The sequence below is a fragment of the Arthrobacter sp. H-02-3 genome, from assembly GCF_003097355.1.
GTDB lineage: Bacteria > Actinomycetota > Actinomycetes > Actinomycetales > Micrococcaceae > Arthrobacter > Arthrobacter humicola.
Window position 1 is genome coordinate 29,305 of sequence record NZ_PYUI01000004.1, and the last position, 19,379, is coordinate 48,683.

Genomic DNA, 19,379 nt, shown 5'->3' on the forward strand with positions numbered 1-19,379 from the left:
CCATAAGCTAGGACCATGCGCATCGTAGTCCTCGTTTCCGGCACCGGCTCCAACCTCCAGGCAGTGATCGACGCCGTGACGTCCGGCGCGCTCGACGTCGAGATCGCCGCCGTCGGCGCCGACCGGCCCGGAACATTCGGGGTGGAGCGCTCCGCCGCCGCCGGAATCCCGACGTTCGTGGTGGACTTCAAGGCATACCCGGACCGGGCTGCCTGGAACGCGGCCCTGACTGAGACCGTCGCCGCCTACGCCCCGGACGTCGTGGTGTCCTCGGGCTTCATGCGGATTGTCAGCGCCGGCTTCATCGATGCGTTCGGCGGCAAATACCTCAACACGCACCCGGCCCTGCTGCCGTCCTTCCCGGGCGCGCACGGTGTCCGCGACGCCCTGGCGTACGGCGTGAAGGTCACCGGCTGCACCGTCCACTGGGCCGACGCCGGCGTGGACACCGGCCCCATCATCGCGCAGGAGGCCGTGGCGATCGAGGACGGCGAGACCGAAGAGTCCCTGCACGAGCGCATCAAGGTGGTGGAGCGCCGCCTCCTGGTCTCCACGCTGGCATCCCTCGCCGCGGCCCACAACGGACGCAAGTAGCGGCACTCCCAGCCCGACCAAGTAGTCGGACCCCCAAAAGCGAGTACTCCGCCGCAAAAGTCGGGTAGTGCCGAGGCAAAGACAGGTATTTCCGAGCCGGTGCAAGTAGTGGAATGGCCCCGTAGTCTGGCGCAGTCTCATTCGTTCGTTGCGTCATTCGGGGGTATTCCATGGCTCGATTCAGCCTTGCCAGAACAAGTCCAAAGATCCTTTGTCTCACTGCGGCGCTCGTTCTCGGAACGGGCGCCCTTTCTGCGGCCGTCGCGGCGTCCTCGACGCCGGCCGGCGGCGAAATCAAGGGCTGCTACAACAACAACAACGGCGGCGAGCTGCGTGTGCTCGCGGCCGGTGCATCATGCGATTCAAAGAAGGAAACCGCGATCTCCTGGAACATCCAGGGCATCCAGGGCATCGCCGGTGCCCAGGGCATCCAGGGGCTTGCCGGCATCCAGGGACTGCCGGGCCTCAAGGGCGAGACCGGTGCCACGGGTGCCACCGGCGAAACGGGGGGCGCCGGAGCCGAAGGAGCTCAGGGCGCCCAGGGCGACAAGGGTGACACAGGTGACACGGGCGCGACGGGTGCCACCGGTGAGACCGGCGCCCAGGGTATCCAGGGCGAGAAAGGCGACAAGGGCGATACCGGTGACACGGGCGCGACGGGTGCCACCGGTGACAAGGGCGACACCGGGGCGACCGGTGCCCAGGGCGTTCAGGGCGAGACCGGCGCAGTCGGCGCCACCGGCGCAGTCGGCCTCACGGGTCTGACCGGCCTACAGGGCGAGACCGGGGCCGCAGGTGCTACCGGCGCTGTCGGGCCCATGGGACCGGTCGGACCGGTCGGCCCCGCAGGTGCTACCGGCGCAACCGGTGCCGCGGCGTCCACGAGCGTGACTGTCGCGTCGGCCAGCGCCTCAACACTCACTGTCGTGGCCAGCTGCGCGGCCGGCCACGTCGCTACAGGTGGCGGTTTTTCGTCCCTCAGCAATAACGGCAACCAGGTTACGGCCAGCCAGCCGGTCGTGGGCGCATCGGGCCAGCCGACGGGCTGGTCCGTCACTCAACTGAAGACGAACACCCTTTCGGTCTACGTGACCTGCATCCAGTAGCAGGGCTAGACGGCCACGACGACGGCGCCTCCCACCTTCCCAAGGTGAGGGGCGCCGTCGTCGTCTGTTTGCTCGCGCCCCAACTCTTGGTGTCATTCCCCGGATGTGCCATCACTTATGGCGGTTTCGGCGGCTCAGAGAGACCACAAGTGATAGCGCATCCGGGAGTAACGACGGGAGTTAGTCGAGCCGGCGCTGTTTGGTTTCGGGGGCGAAGAACGCCATCCACAGCACGGACAGCAGCACCAGGCCGCCTGCCAGCGCGAACGACGTCGCGAGCCCCAGCTGCGGCCACAGGACGGCCGCGAAGATCAGCGGTCCGAACCCGGCGCCGAGCCGGGAAAACGTCGAGGCCCAGCCGAAGCCGGAACCGCGCAGCTCGGTGGGGTAGAGCTCGGAGACGTAGGCGTACAGCACGGGGATGGCCACCTGCACCACGAAGCCGAAGACCAGGAGCCAGAACACGGCCGCCGTCGGGATGTCCACCACGATTGCCACAATCACGAGCGTCAGGGCGGAGAGCGGGCCGGTGATGGCCAGGATCCACTTGCGGCCCACGCGTTCGACGAGCAGGGCGGCCACCACCACGCCGAGGAGACCGACGGCGGCCATGGACGCCGTGGTCAGGAAGGCCTTGTACTCCTCGAAGCCGGCGCCGATCAGGATCCGCGGCATCCACGTCAGGGACAGGTAGTACACCAGCAGGATGCTGAAGAAGAGAGCCCAAGCCGCCGTCGTGATCTTCCAGTTGAACTGCCAGAGCGCTCGCAACTGGGTCCACGCGCTGCCGGCGGAGAGCCGGGGTGCGTCCTGCGGTGCGGGCAGGCTGTAGACGCGGGGCTCGGCGCCGGTGGCCTCGACCAGGCTGTCGATCACCTTGGCGGCCTCGTCGCGGCGGCCCTTGCGGATCAAAAAGAGCGGGGACTCCGGCACACTGCGGCGGATCCAGAACACGAGCAGTGCCGGGAGCACCATGACGAGCATGGTCAGGCGCCAGTCCGCGAAGGCCGCGACCAGTCCGGCGGAGACAAAACCGCACAGGGCGGCGCCGATCGGCCACCAGCCGTCCATCGCGGTCAGTACCCGGCCGCGCTGTTTGCGGGGCGTGAACTCGCCCACCAGCGCATAGTCCACGGGGATGCAGCCGCCGAGGCCGAAGCCGGCCATGAAGCGGAACACGACGAACCACATGAAGTCGGGGGAGACCGCGCCGAGCACAGTGAAGATGGAGAAGATCAGCAACGTGGCGGTGAAGGCCTTCTTGCGGCCGATCGTGTCCGCGATGGTGCCCCAGACGAAGGCGCCGAGGGCCATGCCGATCAGATTCGCCGTGCCGATCCAGGCGGCATCGCCGGGGCTCAGGGACCAGTGTTTGGACAGCAGCGGAATGAGGATGCCGTTGAGGGTGACGTCCCAGGCGTCGAACATGAAGCCCAGGCCGCCGATCAGGAAGATCCGGCCTTGGACCTTCCACCGCCACGGCAGTTCCTGGACCACCTGTTCGCCGCTGGGCACAGTGGTGTACGTGTTCATCTTGGCCTCCTGTGTGAAAACTCTACGTGGCCCGGGCGGGGCCGGTGCATGCTTCACACTCCGGCGCGCGGGCAGCCCCGAGGGAAGGCGGAGGGCCGGGACGCGATAAACTGGCCGCATCCCCACCACCCGCGGCCCGCCGCGACATAAGACGGAGACTTTTTGTGAGCTTCACGCAGCTTGACCGTGTATCCATCGACCGAGTGCCCATCCGCCGGGCACTGATTTCGGTCTACGACAAGACCGGTCTGGAGGAGCTCGCCCAGGGCCTGCACGACGCCGGCGTCAAGATCGTCTCCACCGGCTCCACGGCCAAGAAGATCGCCGCCGCAGGCATCCCCGTGCAGGAAGTCGAAGAAGTCACCGGCTCCCCGGAAATGCTGGACGGGCGCGTCAAGACCCTGCACCCGCGCGTGCACGGCGGCATCCTCGCGGACCGCCGCGTCCCGGCCCACATGCAGACGCTGGCCGACATGGACATCGAGCCGTTCGACCTCGTCGTCGTCAACCTTTACCCCTTTGTGGAGACCGTGAAGTCCGGCGCGGCGGCCGATGACGTCGTCGAGCAGATCGACATTGGCGGCCCGGCGATGGTCCGCTCGGCCGCGAAGAACCACGCCGCCGTCGCGATCGTGGTGGACCCGGCGTCGTACGGTGCCGTCGTGGAGGCGGCCGCCTCGGGCGGCTTCGACCTGAAGACCCGACGCCGGCTCGCCGCCAAGGCCTTCGCGCACACCGCGTCCTACGACACCGCGGTGGCGACCTGGACCGCCAGCCAGTTCCTCGACGAGGACGGCGACGGCCTGATCAACTGGCCCGCCTACGCCGGACTGGCCCTGGAACGCTCCGAGGTGCTCCGCTACGGCGAAAACCCGCACCAGCAGGCCGCCCTGTACGTGGACAAGGCCGCCCCGGCCGGCATCGCGCAGGCCGACCAGATCCACGGCAAGGCCATGAGCTACAACAACTTTGTCGACGCCGACGCCGCCCTGCGCGCCGCGTTCGACTTCGCCGAGCCCGCCGTCGCCATCATCAAGCACGCCAACCCCTGCGGCGTGGCCGTGGGCTCCGCCTCCGCGGCGGACCCGATCGCTGACGCCCACGCCAAGGCCCACGCCTGCGATCCCGTGTCCGCGTTCGGCGGCGTCATCGCCGCCAACCGCACGGTCACCGCCGGCATGGCCCGAACTGTGGCGGGAATCTTCACGGAGGTCGTCATCGCGCCGGGCTTCGACGAGGAGGCCGTGGAGATCCTGTCCAAGAAGAAGAACATCCGTCTCCTGGCGCTGCCCGAGGGCTACGGCCGGTACCCGACCGAGTTCCGCCAGGTCTCCGGCGGCATGCTGGTGCAGGCCACGGACAAGGTCGACGCCGAGGGTGACAACCCCGCCAACTGGACCCTTGCCGCGGGCGACGCCGCCGATGCCGACACCCTGGCCGACCTCGCCTTCGCCTGGACCGCCTGCCGTGCCGCCAAGTCCAACGCCATCCTGCTCGCGGACAACGGTGCCGCCGTCGGCATCGGCATGGGCCAGGTCAACCGGCTTGATTCCTGCAAGCTCGCCGTGGAGCGCGCCAACACGCTCGGCGTCACCGTGGAGTCCGACGTCGACGCCGCCGGCGGCGCGGCCGGCACCGACGCCAGCGAGGCCCCCGAGCGTGCCCGCGGTGCGGTGGCGGCATCGGACGCGTTCTTCCCGTTCGCCGACGGCCTGCAGATCCTGATCGACGCCGGCGTTCGGGCCGTGGTCCAGCCCGGCGGCTCCGTCCGGGATGAGGAAGTCATCGCCGCGGCCAACGCCGCCGGCATCACGATGTACTTCACGGGAGCCCGCCACTTCTTCCACTAGGAGTCCGCGGATCCAGCTGCACACATCCGCGGTTCCCGCTGCACACGGAAGCCGCCGCAGTAGAAGCCGCACAAAGAATGGGCATGCCCTCCCTTATCCGGAGGACATGCCCATTCTTTGTGCCCTCCGGGTCCGTCGGCGGGCAGGGCTGCGGGACATGCTCATTTTTCGCGGGCAGGAGTGGGCTGATGGGCGAGCCCGTAGGTCATGCTCATTCCTTGTGGCGAGGAGTGGGCTGGTGGGCGAGCCCGCGGAGCATGCTCATTCCTGCGGGGGACATGCTCATTTTTCAGGCCAAGGGCTGGACATAGGGGGGATATGTCCAGCCCTGGAGTGTTGGGAGGGCATGTCCGGTGACCTCTGTCGCCGTTGGAGGTCACGGGCCAGGCCAAGGGACATGCTCATTCTTTTCGCGGGACATGCTCGTCCGTTGTGCCACGGTGTTGGTCGGTGGGCCGGCTGTGGGACATGGTCATTCTTCGCAGCGGGGAGTGGGCTGATGGGCGAGCCCGTAGGTCATGTTCATTCCTTGTGGCGAGGAGTGGGCTGATGGTCGAGCCCGCGGAGCATGCCCATTCTTGTGGAGGACATGCTCATTTTTCAGGCCAAGGCCTGGACATATGGGGGATATGTCCAGGCCTTGGCTTCTGGGGAGGGCATGTCCCGTGGAGGACCGCCGTCGTAAGTTAAATCGCCGACGCGGGGCCACCGTGGGCCGTCCCCACTGCTGGAGACCGGCTGCAGGTGACCCCGCGCCGGGGTAGGCGAAACTGCAGGGGTAGGTGAAACCGGGGCTCGTGCGGTCCGGGTCAGGAACGCCGGCCAGGCTAGGAAGCGGCCGCCGTCGTGTAGGCCTGCTGGATGACGCTGCCCCAGTACGGGCCGTACATGGTGGTGGAGTTGCTGCCGTAACCGTAGCTGTTGATGGAGTTCTGGTAACCGGAAGCGCTGGTGCCGATGAACCACGGACCGCCCGAGGAGCCGCCGGTCATGTTGCAGGGGATTCCCTGGGTGTTGAACTGCGGATTGTAGGGGTCGTTGGTGGCAGTGCCGGAGCAGCTCTTGAGGGATTCGCCGTTGAAGGGCGCCGCGGCGGGGTAGCCGAAGGACTTGTAGCTTAGGCCGCGGGCGGCGTTGAACTGCAGCCCGGAGCCGCCGACCACATCGGTCAGGTACTGGCCGTTGAGTGTGGACATCACGGCGAACCCGGTGTCGTACGTCATGTCGCCGGCGGAGCTCCACTGGGTGGGAGCGTAGAGGGCCTTGGCCGTCCACTTGCCGTAGGGGGCTGCGCCGTTGAGGTAGGCCGGGACGAATGTGAACTTGGTGGCGAAGGCGCCCGGCCCCTCGTTGACGCAGTGCCCGGCCGTGGTGACGGTGCTCTTGTTGCCGGAGGAGACCGAGTTGCCGGAGCAGACGTAGTTGGTCCCGCCGAGGGTGAAGAAGACCTTCCCGATGTGCGGGACGGGGTTCTCGCTTGCGTTGGCCTTGGTCTGCAGGGTCTGCGACTGCTGCGCCTTGGACTGCTGCGTCGGAGCCGCAGCCTCGACAGTGCTCGGGGCGGCACCCTCCAGCGGTGCCGCCGCGGACTTCGAGGACTTGCCGCGCTTCATGGCCTTGTCCGCCAGGACGTCACCGGGGACCGCGTTCCGCATGCGTTCCGCGGTCCAGTAGTCGGCCGTCCCGGTTTCGGTGACGGTGTGGCTTGTGACGTCGGAGGCGGAGACCGGTGCCTTAGCCGGTGCGGGGGAGGCGGTGGCCGGCCCCGCGGCACTCAGGGCCAGCAGTGCTGCGGCTGAGAGAGTCAGCAGGCTGGTGGCCAGAGTCTTGGGTGTTCTCATGGGTGTCCTAACCGGTGGAAAGCGGGGCGGCCGCCTGTGGCGGCCGCTGGATGGGAACGAAACTACGGCAGTTTGACTAATCTGTAAAGTAACTTGTCAATTATTGTTATGCCGTTTTTGGGTGTCATGCTCCCGTCCGCGCACGACGCCGGTAGGCGTCAAAGGGGGCACCTCGGGTAAGTTAGGGGTGTTGAGATAACACAAGATTCCGGAAATACCCAGACCTTCAGGGAGACGCCCGAGCAATGGCAAAGATTATCTATACCCACACCGACGAAGCGCCGATGCTGGCCACCTATTCGTTCTTGCCGATCATTGAGGCGTTCGCCTCGACGGCCGGTGTGGAAGTGGAGACCCGCGACATCTCGCTGGCCGGCCGCATCATCTCCGCATTCGGCGACTACCTCACCGAAGAGCAGCGCGTCAGCGATGCCCTGGCCGAACTTGGCGCGCTTGCCAAGACGCCGGAAGCCAACATCATCAAGCTGCCCAACATCAGCGCCTCCGTCCCCCAGTTGAAGGCGGCCATCGCCGAACTCCAGGGCCATGGCTACGCGCTGCCGGACTACCCGGACAACCCCGCCTCGGATGAGGAAACGGACATCCGGTCCCGCTACGACAAGATCAAGGGCTCCGCCGTGAACCCGGTCCTGCGCGAAGGCAACTCGGACCGCCGCGCCCCGCTCTCGGTCAAGAACTACGCCCGCCAGAACCCGCACAGCATGGGCGCGTGGTCTCCAGAGTCCAAGACCAACGTGGCCACCATGGCAGCCGACGACTTCCGCTCGAATGAGAAGTCCGTGGTGATCGATGGGGACACCAACATCAAGATCCAGCTCGTCAAGGAAGACGGCACGGTGAAGGTCCTCAAGCGCGCCTTCCCGGTCCTGGCCGGCGAGGTCATCGACGGCACCGTGATGCGCGCCGCCGCCCTGGATGCGTTCCTCATTGACCAGGTTGCCCGGGCCAAGAAGGAAGGCGTGCTCTTCTCCGCCCACCTGAAGGCCACCATGATGAAGGTTTCGGACCCCATCATCTTCGGCCACGTCGTCAAGGCCTACTTCGCCGATCTCTTCGCCACCTACGGCGAGCAGCTCGCCGCGGCCGGCCTGAGCCCCAACAACGGCCTGGCCTCCATCCTCAACGGTCTTGAGGACCTCCCCGAGGAGATCCGCGGCGACGTTCAGGCAGCCATCGAGAAGGGCCTCAACGAGGGCCCCGAACTGGCCATGGTCGATTCCGACAAGGGCATCACCAACCTGCACGTGCCCTCCGACGTGATCGTCGACGCCTCGATGCCGGCCATGATCCGCAGCTCCGGCCACATGTGGGGCCGCGACGGCCAGGAAGCCGACACGCTCGCCGTCCTCCCGGACAGCAGCTACGCCGGCATCTACCAGGTCGTCATCGACGACTGCCGTGCCCACGGCGCGTTCGACCCCACCACCATGGGGACCGTTCCGAACGTCGGCCTCATGGCCCAGGCCGCCGAGGAATACGGCAGCCACGACAAGACGTTCGAGATCCAGTCCGCCGGCACCGTCCAGATCGTCGACGACGCCGGCACCGTGCTGATCGAGCACCAGGTCGCCCCGGGCGACATCTGGCGCGCCTGCCAGACCAAGGACGTGCCGATCCGCGACTGGGTCAAGCTGGCCGTCACCCGTGCCCGCGCCTCCGCCACGCCCGCCGTCTTCTGGCTGGACAAGGGCCGCGCGCACGACGCCCAGATGATCGCCAAGGTGGAGGAATACCTCAAGGACCACGACACCGAGGGCCTGGAGATCTCCATCATGTCCCCGGACGAGGCCACGGCCTTCACGGTGGAACGCCTCCGCAAGGGCGAGGACACCATCTCGGTCACCGGCAACGTGCTCCGTGACTACCTCACGGACCTCTTCCCCATCCTCGAACTCGGCACCAGCGCCAAGATGCTCTCGGTAGTTCCGCTGATCAACGGCGGCGGCCTGTTCGAGACCGGCGCCGGCGGATCCGCCCCGAAGCACGTCCAGCAGCTGCTCAAGGAAAACCACCTGCGCTGGGACAGCCTGGGTGAATTCCTTGCCCTGGCCGTTAGCTTCGAGCACCTTGCCACGAGCACCGGCAACGCCCGTGCCCAGGTCTTGGCCGACACCCTGGACCGCGCCACCGGCACGTTCCTGCTGGAAGACAAGTCCCCGAAGCGCAAGGCCGGCGAGCTGGACAACCGCGGCAGCCACTTCTACCTGGCCAAGTTCTGGGCCCAGGAACTGGCCCGCCAGAACGACGACGCCGAGCTCGCCGCCGCTTTCGCTGCCGTTTCCGGCGCGCTGGACTCCAACGAGGAAACCATCACCGGCGAACTTCTGGCCGTGCAGGGCTCCCCGGTGGACATCGGAGGCTACTACCGCCCCGATGAGGCGAAGGTCTCCGCCGTCATGCGTCCCTCGGCGAAGTTCAGCGAAGTCCTCGCGATGCTGACGAAGTAGGCTCCAGCCGCAACGGCCGCGCAGCACTCCCGCAGCGCGCAGCCGGTTGTGACGCAGAACGCCCCGCCTCCCGAAAGGGACGCGGGGCGTTTTGCTGCCCGATGAGGCCGCAGGACCACATGTCGATACCCACGGCGACGGCGGCGGGCACGCCCTGATCCTGCCCCCCGGGCGGCGGACGGGGGGCCTCGGGTCAGCCCTTGCCCTTTCCCTTTTCCTTCGCTTTCCCGGCGGGTCCCGGAGCTGGCGCGACGGCGGCCGGTGCAGGCTGTGCGGCAGCTGCCGCCGCCTGTGCAGCAGCGGCTTGTTCGGCAGCGGCTTGATCAGCCGCCGCTTTTTCGGCCGCCGCTTTGTCCGCCGCGGCGCGTTCGGCGGCCGCCTGCTGCGCGGCGAGATCAGCCCGGACGGCGTCGATCGATGACTTGATGCTCTGGTGGCGTTTGAAGGACACCTCGCCGTTGGCGGCAGCGGCATCCAGCCGGGTCAGAAGGTCGTCGAGCAGCTTGAGGGAGCCCGCGGGGTCATTGGCGGCGGCCGCCTCGCTGACGGCCAGGACCTGGGATTGCAGCTGCTTGGCGGCGTCCCGGTCTAGCTCGGGTGCGGGGGAGCCGCAGCCGGCCAGCGCTCCGGCCAGCAGCACTCCCGCCAGGAGTCCCGCCGGCGTCCGGTAGCTGGAACCCCTGCGGTCTTGGCGGGTGGTTAGACGATTGCTCATGGTTCCACGCTCTTCTGCAGATCCTTCAGGTGGTCCCCGAGCGGCCCCGTGACAGTGGGGTAGGGGACGACGTCGACGGGCGCCGGGGTGGAGAGCGCCACCGCGATCACAGCCCCCGCGGCCAGGACAGCGACGACGGCGAGCACCAGGGCCACGCGGGTACGGAGCCCGGCACGGCGGAACCACGCTGTTCCGGCAGAAAAGCGGGAAGGCCGGGAAACGGAGGGGCGGCGGCGCGGCCGCCGCGGGAGAGCATCCGGATCCGGTAGGTTCAGCGGGCGTGTTGCCGAGGGCGCTGCGAGTCCGTGCCGGGGCCGCCGGCGGGGCCGAGACGGCGGTGTCGGCAGCACACGGGTGGGAACCCCTTGGACGGGCCCGGGCAGGGACCCCGGGGAAACCAGGGCATAGCGCAATGCAGCCTCAAGTTCGGCGGCTGAGGGACGGTCCAGGGGATCCAGCGCGGTCATGGCCCGGATGAGCCGGGCCCACTCGGCGGGGACTTCGGCCGGAATGGCGGGGGCGCGGTGCAGGCGGGCTACAGCGGATTCGACGGCGCTGCCCGGGTACTCGACGTGGCCCTTGAGGCATTCGAGCAGGACCAGGCCCAGGGAATAGATGTCGCTCGCCGGTCCGAGATCGGCGCCGCGGGCCTGTTCCGGGCTGAGGTAGGCGGCGGTTCCCACCATGGTTCCCGTAGCCGTCAGCCGGGTCCCGTCGATGATCCGGGCGATGCCGAAGTCGGTGAGTTTGGGACGGAGCGGCTCGCCGGGCCGGACCGGCACCAGGAGGATGTTGGCGGGCTTGATATCCCGATGAACGATGCCCAGCCCGTGGACGTAGGCGAGGGCGTCGGCGATCCCGGCGCCGACGACGGCCAGCTCGTCCAGGGGCAGGGGACTATGCCGGATCCTGGTCCGCAGATCCTGGCCGTCCACGAGTTCCATGGTCAGGAAGGGCCTGGGCTCATTGGGAATCCGGGTGTCCGTGCCGGCGTCGAACAACGTCACCAGGCTTGGATGGTTCAGGGTGGCCAGCAGTTCGATCTCGGCTTCCTGGCGGCGGAGTTCATCCGGATCGGCCGACTGTGGTGCGAAGAGCTTCAGCGCCACGTCCCGGCCCAGGTTCAGGTCCTTGGCAGTGTAGACCGATGCCATGCCGCCCCGGCCAATCACATCCCCCAGCTGATAGCGGCCGCCCAAGGGCTCCGCCATGATGCTGTTGGGCGAACTGTCCACGATGTCCCCGTATCTTCCCTGTGCGCCACGGCGGCGCTCCACAAGAATAATACGGGGACGGGTATCGGCTGCCGTCACCCGGGGCCTGTGTCGGATGCGCCGTGGCCGGCAGCGGGCCTCTTTTGTTGACGGGTTTGTGTTGACGGGCCGCTCCTTCGAAGGCGCCCTACCGCCGGAGCCAGTGATTGCCGTTGGGTCCCCCAGCGGACCCAACGACCTCGCTCCGGCGGTCACAGGACTTCGAGGGGAGCGGGGCAGTGCGTTACGGCGGGCGGGCCTTGCACCCGGCGCGCGGATGCTGGCCGGAGCGTTCCGGATGCGCGGGTGCGCGCAGCACTTCCGATGGCCCCGACTTTGGCGGTGCCGGCTCTGACTGTGCGGACTTTGGCGGTGCCGGCTCTGACTGTGCGGACTTTGGCGGTGCCGGGTTTGATGCTGCGGGCTTTGGCGGCGCAGCCGGTGACGGCGCTGACGGGATCAGCCCGTTGCGAATTGGGGTGCCGGCAACCCGGCGGCGGACGGTTGAGTCCATTGGGAAATCTCCTGGGTGACAGTTAACGGGCGGCCAAGGCAGCCCGACGGGCCGTGCTCTGTGGAGACAGAGACGGCCCGACTAGTCAGGAGAAGAACCGGGATCAGCGCTAACGGCGGCGTATTCGTGCTGGAGCGGACCGGTGATGGGGTCGGCCCCTGTTGTGGGCAGGCAGAAGTACAGGCCGGGCATCCAGGCAGCCGTTCCGACAGGCCCGTTGGCGGACTGACCGCTGCCGCACCCCGAGCCCGGAGCAGCCGGGAGCGCGTCAGGGGCAGGCAGGCCCGTGCCGCCATGCCAGGGGCTCGGACCGGGGGTGCCGGGGGAGACCGGCGGACCACCGGTGCCGGCAGGAGGTTCGGCAGGTGGGGCAGCGGCCGACTGGACGGGCGCCGCCGAAACGGGTTCCGACATCAGCAAACCGGCATAGGTGACCGGGGCAACCGCAGGGCGGTATGTCTGGAGCGGGCCGGGAGCCGGAGGACCTGCCGGAGCGGCGGGCGCTGGCGGTTCCTGTGATGCTCCCTTCGCGCTGTTCGCCGGCGGGGAGGTGCCGACGACGGCGGTCGGCATTGCGGCCGATGTCCCGTCACCCGGAACGACGGCCCCCGGAAGCACGCCTGGAACGACGGCGGCGGAGTCACCGGGTTGCGCTGGGGCCGGATCCACCGGAACCGCGGGGACCACGACCGGCGGAACAGTGCCCGTGCCTGGAACGGCCGGGTCCACTACAGGAGCGGCGGGGTCCGCGGCGGGCGAAGTGGAAGGCGGGGCGGCGCCTGGCGCGGGGAGTGAAGGATCAGATACCGCCGGATCGGAGGCAGGAGGTCCGGGATCAACTGCGGGCGGTGGCGCGTCCGGAACTGGCGCGGCACTCCCAACGGCGCTTCCAGCGGTTCCCTTAGCCGCCTTGTCAGCAGCGGCCCCGGCGTCATCTGCGACGTCGTTCGAGGCGACGGTAAGGGAAGCGTCCGCCGAGGCTACTGCCAGCGCAGGAACGGCGCCCGCGGTCCACGTGCCCGACGGGGCCGGGTCGGACTCCAGAGGCACCTGGGAGCCGTCGAGGGCGGGAACGGGGAAGTCGTCGGAATCCACGCATTCGGCAGCTGCTACAGTCCCGTGCTCGTCGCCGGCCGGCCCGTAGATCGTGCACGCATCGTCCGCCTGCGCGGCGGTGCCTGAGAGCGTCAGCCACGCGGCGCCGGCTAGGGCCGCCAAGACGACGCGGCGCAGGGGGCGGAGGCTGCGGCCCGCGCGGGAGGGCGACGCTGCTGGATCCATGCGCGCACCCCCGCTCCGGGAAGAGTAGACAATTGCCTACAGGGTAAGTCGGCCCCAACGGGCGAGTCCAGAGCAGCGCCGAAACTGTAGGCATACCGAGACACTGGGCCCCGGCCGGGTTCGCGGCCGGCGGGAGGTCGTCAGTGGGCGTCGTTCGGGTAACTCACTCCGAGTTGCGCGCGTACACCGTCGAAGAGCCGCATGGTGTTCAGGGAGTCCTCCAGCGGCATGACCGGGCTCTCAGTGAGCCCCTGCTGGATGCAGCGCGTGACCTCGCGGAGCTCGTAGGTGTAGCCGCGGCCCACCGTCGTGAACTGCTCCGTGCGCGGATCGTCGAAGCCAACCCTGACCAGCAGCTCCTTCGGGTTGTTGATGGAGCCGGAGGTCTGGAGGAAGCCCTTGCTGCCGGCGACGGTGGCAGTACGGGGCCCATGCGCGAGCAACGAGGAGGTCAGCTGGGCCTGCGCGCCGTGGTGGTAGCCGAGCGTCAGAGCGTTCTGGGCGTCCACGCCGTCGTCGTTGAGCCAGCCGGTAGCGCTGACTGTTTGCGGGAACCCCAGCGTGCCGAGTGCCCAGAGCAGCGGGTAGACCGTCAGGTCCAGCAGCGCGCCGCCGCCGTCCTTGGGCGCCCAGAGCCGGGAACCCGGCGAGTACGGTGCCGGGAAGCCGAGGTCGGCGCCGACCCACTTGACCTCACCGATCTCGCCCGAGGCCGCGATCTCGAACGCCCGCTGCATGCTGGGCAGGAAACGGCTCCATACCGCCTCCATAAGGAATAATCCGTTAGCCCGGGCCACCGCGATCAGCTCGGCGGCTTCCCGCGCGTTGATGGTGAGGGCCTTCTCGCAGAGTACGTGCTTGCCGGCGTTGAGGGCGGCGAGGGCGATCTCGTGGTGGTGGGCGTGCGGCGTGGCGACGTAGACGACGTCGACGGTGTCATCCGCCAACAAGCGGTCGTAGCCGTTCACGCCGTCGTGGTCGCCGTAGGCGCGGACAAAGCCGTAGTCGGCCGCAAAGGCGTCGGCTGCCGCCTGGGTGCGGGAGCTGACAGCATGCAGTTCCGCATCCGCCAGAAGTTCGAGGTCGCGGGTGACCGCTGCGGCGATCCCGCCGGTGGCGATGATCCCCCAGCGCAGCCGGGCGCCGGTGGCGGTGCGGGGATCCTGGTCCGGCTGGCTGAACAGCCACGGCTTCGCGATGAGGGCAGACATGGTGCCATCTTCTCACCCACCTGCGGGAGGGATTGGGTTTTGGGGGCAAAAGCTGCGGGAGGATCGGAAGGGACCCGCCCGCAGCGCCGCCGTTAGCCGGTCACGGCCGCGGTCGCACGGGTCCGGGTCGTTTCCTCCGTGAGCCGGCCCTGCTGAAGCCGGAACCGCCGCTCGGTCTTATTGGCCAGGGACCGGTCATGGGTGACCACCAGGATGGTGGTGTTGTGGTCCCGGCTGAGCGCGCTGAGGAGCTCGATGATGTGCTCGCCGGTCTGCTCGTCGAGGTTACCCGTGGGTTCATCGGCCAGGATCAGCTTCGGTTCGTTCGCCAGCGCCCGGGCGATCGCCACCCGCTGCTGCTCCCCGCCGGAGAGCCGGTTGATGCGCCGCACGTGCTTGTCCGGGTCGAGCTGGACCTGTTCGAGCAGCTGCCGGGCACGCTCGAGCCGGGCGGCCTTGCGCACCCCGGCAAACTCCATCGGCAGCATCACGTTGTCCACGGCCGAGAGGTTCGGGATCAGGTTGAACTGCTGAAAGACGAATCCGATGTCCCGGCGCCGGTAATTCGTCAGCTTGGCGTCCGGCATGCTGGCAAGGCTCACGCCGTTGACCACCACGTCGCCGCTGGTCGGCTTGTCGAGCGCGCCGAGCAGGGACAGCAGGGTGCTCTTGCCGCTGCCGCTCTTGCCCACGATCGAGGCCAGCGTGCCCTGTTCGAGCTCGAAGCTGACGTCGTTGACCGGCTTGATGGTCCGGTCGCCGGATTTGAACGTGCGGACCAGGTTCTTCACTTCGATCATGGCTATTCTCCTCGGAGGACTTCGATGGGGCGGATGCGTGCGGTGAGCAGGGCCGGAACCAGGGCCCCGATGATGGCGACGCCGAATACTGCGGCGATGCCCGTGGCAATGATCTCGGGGGAGGCGCTCGCCGTGACGGAGGTCAGTAGCTGGCTGGCCCCGCCGAAGGCACCGCCCTGGCCGCCGGGGAAGCCTCCGGGGCCGCCGCGCTGGCCGGTGGCCGCAGTCGTGCTGCTGCTTGAGCTGATGAGGGCGCTGGCGATCCCGCCGCTGGCAAAGGACGCGATGGCCGCGCCCACCACGCTGCCCATGGCCACCAGCACGAGGGCCTCCAGCACGAACTGCAGTCCGATAGTGCGGTTAGGCGCTCCGATGGCCTTCAGGACGCCGATCTCGCGGCGGCGTTCGCGGACCAGCATGACCATGATCAGCAGGATGATCAGGCCGGCGGTGGCGAGGGCCGCAGCGAAGGCGATGAAGGAGATGTTCTTGACGCTGTCCAGCGAGCTGACGGCGGTCTGCAGGTTCCGCTGGCCCTGGGTGACGTCCGCCTTATCGGAGCCGAGTGCGGCCTGGAGGGCGGTCTTGGCGGCGTCGACGTTCTCCATGCTGTTGACCGTGACGATCATGGTGGACAGTTCGCCCGGCAACGCCGCGAGGGTCTGGGCGGTGGGGAGCGTCACGTAGAGGGCGTTGTTGCCGAAGGCGGTGCCGGCGTCGAAGAGTCCCTTGACGGTGAAGGTCTGGTCCTTGATGGTGAACGTCGAGCCCACGCCCAGGCCGTTCTTCGTGGCCAGTGTGGTGCCCAGCAGGGCGCCGGTGGATGCGGCGGTGTAATCGCCCAGGCCGGTGCCTTGCGTCAGTTGCAGGGCCTTGCCGGTGGAGTCCACCTCGGCGCCGATGCCCGTTGCGGTGACCGGCAGCGAGAACGACGGCGCGGCCTGGGTGGAGCCGGCGGTGCCGCTTCCGGAGGCTCCGGAGGCGGCCTGGTTCCGGTTCCCGAGCGTGCCGGCGTCGACTGCGGCGGTGAGGCTCGTGGTGACGGAGGTGGCCGTCTGGCCTCCCGGGCCGCCCTGGCCTGTCCGTCCGGACGCGGTCTCGGCCGCGGCTTCGGCGGCGTTGCGCAGGCGCAGTGCCTTGGTGCCGACCACGCTGGTGACGTTGGGGACGGCGGCCGCGGTGGCCTCCTGCGCTGCGGTCAACGGCTCGCCGCCGCCTTCGAACCCCTGGCCGCCGGCCGGGTTGACCGTCAGGACCGTGCCTACGGAGGCATTGAGCTCGGCGACCTTGCCGGTGACAGCCTGGTTGGCCACGAGCATGGCCAGGGCAAGTCCGATTGCTACGGCCAGCACGGCCACCACAGCGGCGGTCCTGACCTTGTTTCGAAAGGCGTTGCCTACACTCCGGGCAAGAACGCTCACGGTACTCCTAATTTTTCTTGGGTGTCTCTTGCCGAACCCACTGTCCGGCGGCTGGTCCCACAGTGGTACGGGCTGCTGTGCGAACCTCCCGGTGAAGCTATGGATCCGCTGTGAAGCTCTCTGCCGCAGGCAAAAGGGAGCAGGCAAAAGGGAGCAGGCAAAAGGGAGCAGGCAAAAGGGAGCAGGCAAAAGGGAGCAGGCAGAAGGGCGACGCAAAACGCCGCAGGCAACACGAGAGCCCCGGCCCTCCCTTGCGGGGGAGCCGGGGCTCTCGTGTCTGGCTGGCGCCGGTGGAACCTGCGCCTAAGTCAGGAACTGCTGGTCAGGAACTACTGCTTGGTGATCGGTCCAAGAACCGGATCGTTGACATAAGCCGTGTGGACGTTCTCGGCGGTCACGATGACCGGCTTCAGCAGGTACGCGGGAACAACCTTGACGCCGTTGTTGTAGGACTTGTCGTCGTTGATCTCCGGCTTCTTGCCTGCCTGGATGTCGTTGACCATGGTGATCGAGTGCTCAACGAGCGCGTTGGTGTCCTTGTTGATGGTGGAGTACTGCTCGCCCGCCATGATGGACTTGACTGACTCAACCTCGGAGTCCTGGCCCGTGACAACCGGGATCGGCTTGCCGGCGGCCTTGACGGAGGTGATGATCGCGCGGGCCAGGGTGTCGTTCGGGGACAGCACGCCGTCAAGCGCGGCGCTGCCGTACGTTCCGGCGAGCAGGGTGTCCATGCGCTTCTGGGCGTTCTCTGCCTTCCAGCCCTGGGTAACGGCCTGCTCGAAGCTCGTCTGGCCGGAGAGGACCTTCAGGGTGCCGTCGTCCATCTTCGGCTTGAGGACGCTCATGGCGCCGTCGAAGAAGACCTTCGCGTTGGCGTCGTCGGGGGAACCGGCGAAGAGCTCGATGTTGTACGGTCCTTCCGGCTTCTTGGCCTTCATGCCGTCCAGCAGGGCCTGGCCCTGGAGTTCGCCGACCTTGAAGTTGTCGTAGGCCACGTAGTAGTCCACGTTTTCGGTGTTCAGGAGCAGCCGGTCATACGCGATGATCGTGGCGCCGGCGTCCTTGGCCTGCTTGAGCTGGGTGCCCAGCTGCGCACCGTCGATGGCACCGACGATGATGAGCTTGTCGCCCTTGGTGATCATGGCACTGATCTGGTTCTGCTGATCCGAAACGCCGCCGTTGGCGAACTGCACATCCGGCTTGTAGCCGGCCTTGGTGAGGCCGTCGTTGAACAGCTGCTCAGCCAGGACCCAGTTTTCCGAGGTCTTCTGGGGCAGCGCGACACCGATAGAAGAGCCCTTCGGGAAGGCCTCGCCCCCGGAGGAAGAACCGCTGGTGGTTCCGGTGTCGGAACGGCCGCAGGCTGTCAGCGCCAGTGCCGCAATTGCAGCGATTGCTGCTGCCTTTCCTGCTTTACCAATCATTCGCATTGCTTGGTTCTCTTTCTTTTGGTGGTGTGCGGAGAATTGTGGGATTCGGGATTCGGGGTAGCGGATCATATCCCCCTGGAGATGACCTCTTTGGTTTGGGTGGTCTCGTCGGCCTTGATCTCGCTGCTGCGGCCGAAGTTCTTCATCAGCATGCCGATGATCGACCTCTTGCCCTGCGACTTGTTGTAGACGTCGAACGCGACGGCGATCAGCAGGACCAGGCCCTTGATGATCTGGGTGAGGTCGGCGCCGACGCCCAGGAGCTGCAGGCCGTTGTTCAGCACGGCCATGACCAGGCCACCGATGATCGAGCCGATCACAGTGCCCACGCCACCGGTGACCGCGGCGCCGCCGATGAAGACAGCCGCGATGGCGTCCAATTCCCAGCCGACGCCGTCGAACGGGCCTGAGGCGGTGGACCGGCCGACGAAGATCATGCCGGCGAGGCCGGCCAGCAAGGACATGTTCATCATGACCAGGAAGTTGACCTTCTTGGACTGGACGCCAGAGAGCTCGGCGGCGTGTCGGTTCCCGCCGACGGCGTAGATGTGGCGGCCAATCACCGTCTTGGAGGAGATGAAGCCGTAGATAAGGATCAGGACGGCGAGGATCAGGCCCGGGATCGGGAAGGAGGTGCCCGGCCGGCCGGTGGCGAAGAGGTAGGTGGCGTAGAGGATGGCGCCGCAGACCAGGACCAGCTTGAGAACGCTGACCCAGACTTCGGGGACCTCGGCGCCGAGTGCCTTGGCGTTGCGGCGGGAGCGGATCTCGCTGAAGATCACGAAGGCGACGCCGAGCAGGCCCAGGATCAGGGTGAGGTTGTTATAACCGGTTTTCGGGCCGATCTCGGGCAGGTAGCCGGAGCCGAGGTACTGGAAATCCGTGGGGACCGGGATGGTGTTCGACTTGCCGACCAACTGGTTGGCGCCGCGGAAGATCAGCATGCCGGCCAGCGTCACGATGAACGCTGGAATGCCGACGTAGGCCACCCAGAATCCCTGCCAGGCTCCGATCAGGATGCCCAGCCCCAGTCCCATCAGGACGCCGATGTACCAGGGCAGGCCCCAGTCACGGATGAAGAGGGCCACGCAGACGCCCACGAAGGCGGCGACGGAACCGACCGAGAGGTCGATGTGCCCGGCGATAATGACCAGAACCATGCCGATGGCGAGGATCAGGATGTAGGAGTTGCCGTTGAAGAGGTTGATGACGTTGCCCGACGTGAGCGTGCGGCCCTCCGTGAAAATCTCGAAGAACACGATCAGCGCAACCAGGGCGAAGATCATGCCGAATTGGCGGGTGTTGCCGCCAAAGAGCTTCTTGAGCGCGTTCATTGTTTCAGTCCTTGTGTCCGGGGTG

At 67.6% G+C, this 19,379-nt stretch carries 14 protein-coding genes; 4 read left to right on the forward strand and 10 right to left on the reverse strand.

The genetic code is table 11. From position 1 onward, the window contains the following. Nucleotides 1–15: 15 nt before the first annotated feature. Together purN and C9424_RS22060 are read left to right on the forward strand one after the other, a co-directional pair. The gene (gene purN, locus C9424_RS05690; RefSeq protein ID WP_116765945.1) at nt 16–594 is read left to right on the forward strand and encodes a phosphoribosylglycinamide formyltransferase; all 579 of its coding nucleotides are present in this window, start codon (nt 16–18) and stop codon (nt 592–594) included. Between the two features lie 170 nt (nt 595–764). Further along, nucleotides 765–1,700 (forward strand): collagen-like protein, encoded by a 936-nt coding sequence (locus C9424_RS22060; protein WP_116765946.1) that lies wholly within the window; start codon nt 765–767, stop codon nt 1,698–1,700. A 180-nt stretch (nt 1,701–1,880) separates the two neighbouring features. Here C9424_RS22060 and C9424_RS05705 read toward each other — a convergent pair whose 3' ends face one another. Then, nucleotides 1,881–3,233 (reverse strand): MFS transporter, encoded by a 1,353-nt coding sequence (locus C9424_RS05705; protein WP_116765947.1) that lies wholly within the window; start codon nt 3,231–3,233, stop codon nt 1,881–1,883. Between the two features lie 164 nt (nt 3,234–3,397). On the opposite strand from C9424_RS05705, the gene purH reads away from it, so the two are divergent. Beyond that, nucleotides 3,398–5,083: a bifunctional phosphoribosylaminoimidazolecarboxamide formyltransferase/IMP cyclohydrolase gene (gene purH, locus C9424_RS05710; protein WP_116765948.1), complete on the forward strand. Its 1,686-nt coding sequence runs from the start codon at nt 3,398–3,400 to the stop codon at nt 5,081–5,083. Between the two features lie 827 nt (nt 5,084–5,910). Here the strand turns inward: purH and C9424_RS05715 are convergent. Then, nucleotides 5,911–6,924: a trypsin-like serine peptidase gene (locus C9424_RS05715; RefSeq protein ID WP_116765949.1), complete on the reverse strand. Its 1,014-nt coding sequence runs from the start codon at nt 6,922–6,924 to the stop codon at nt 5,911–5,913. A 245-nt stretch (nt 6,925–7,169) separates the two neighbouring features. Here C9424_RS05715 and C9424_RS05720 point away from each other — a divergent pair, with 245 nt between their 5' ends. Then, nucleotides 7,170–9,392: an NADP-dependent isocitrate dehydrogenase gene (locus C9424_RS05720; RefSeq protein ID WP_116765950.1), complete on the forward strand. Its 2,223-nt coding sequence runs from the start codon at nt 7,170–7,172 to the stop codon at nt 9,390–9,392. 193 nt (nt 9,393–9,585) lie between these two features. Here the strand turns inward: C9424_RS05720 and C9424_RS05725 are convergent, their stop codons facing one another. From C9424_RS05725 to mmsB, 8 genes are all read right to left on the reverse strand, one after another. Beyond that, on the reverse strand, nt 9,586–10,107 hold the full coding sequence (locus C9424_RS05725) for a mucin-associated surface protein (RefSeq protein ID WP_116765951.1): 522 nt from the start codon (nt 10,105–10,107) through the stop codon (nt 9,586–9,588). After that, complete coding sequence (locus C9424_RS05730) at nt 10,104–11,345, reverse strand: serine/threonine-protein kinase (RefSeq protein WP_237563325.1); 1,242 nt, start codon at nt 11,343–11,345, stop codon at nt 10,104–10,106. The genes C9424_RS05725 and C9424_RS05730 overlap by 4 nt, the downstream gene beginning before the upstream one ends. Before the next feature lie 610 nt (nt 11,346–11,955). After that, a complete protein-coding gene (locus C9424_RS05735) occupies nt 11,956–13,155 on the reverse strand; it encodes a hypothetical protein (protein WP_116765952.1) in 1,200 nt (399 codons plus the stop codon). A gap of 140 nt (nt 13,156–13,295) precedes the next feature. Then, nucleotides 13,296–14,366, reverse strand: coding sequence for a Gfo/Idh/MocA family protein (locus C9424_RS05740; protein WP_116765953.1), 1,071 nt, complete (start codon nt 14,364–14,366; stop codon nt 13,296–13,298). A gap of 92 nt (nt 14,367–14,458) precedes the next feature. Continuing rightward, complete coding sequence (locus C9424_RS05745; protein ID WP_116765954.1) at nt 14,459–15,166, reverse strand: ABC transporter ATP-binding protein; 708 nt, start codon at nt 15,164–15,166, stop codon at nt 14,459–14,461. A 2-nt stretch (nt 15,167–15,168) separates the two neighbouring features. Continuing rightward, nucleotides 15,169–16,587: an ABC transporter permease gene (locus tag C9424_RS05750; protein WP_116765955.1), complete on the reverse strand. Its 1,419-nt coding sequence runs from the start codon at nt 16,585–16,587 to the stop codon at nt 15,169–15,171. Between the two features lie 329 nt (nt 16,588–16,916). Beyond that, complete coding sequence (locus C9424_RS05755) at nt 16,917–18,020, reverse strand: substrate-binding domain-containing protein (RefSeq protein WP_116765956.1); 1,104 nt, start codon at nt 18,018–18,020, stop codon at nt 16,917–16,919. 65 nt (nt 18,021–18,085) lie between these two features. After that, a complete protein-coding gene (gene mmsB / locus C9424_RS05760; protein WP_116765957.1) occupies nt 18,086–19,354 on the reverse strand; it encodes a multiple monosaccharide ABC transporter permease in 1,269 nt (422 codons plus the stop codon). Nucleotides 19,355–19,379: the final 25 nt, after the last annotated feature.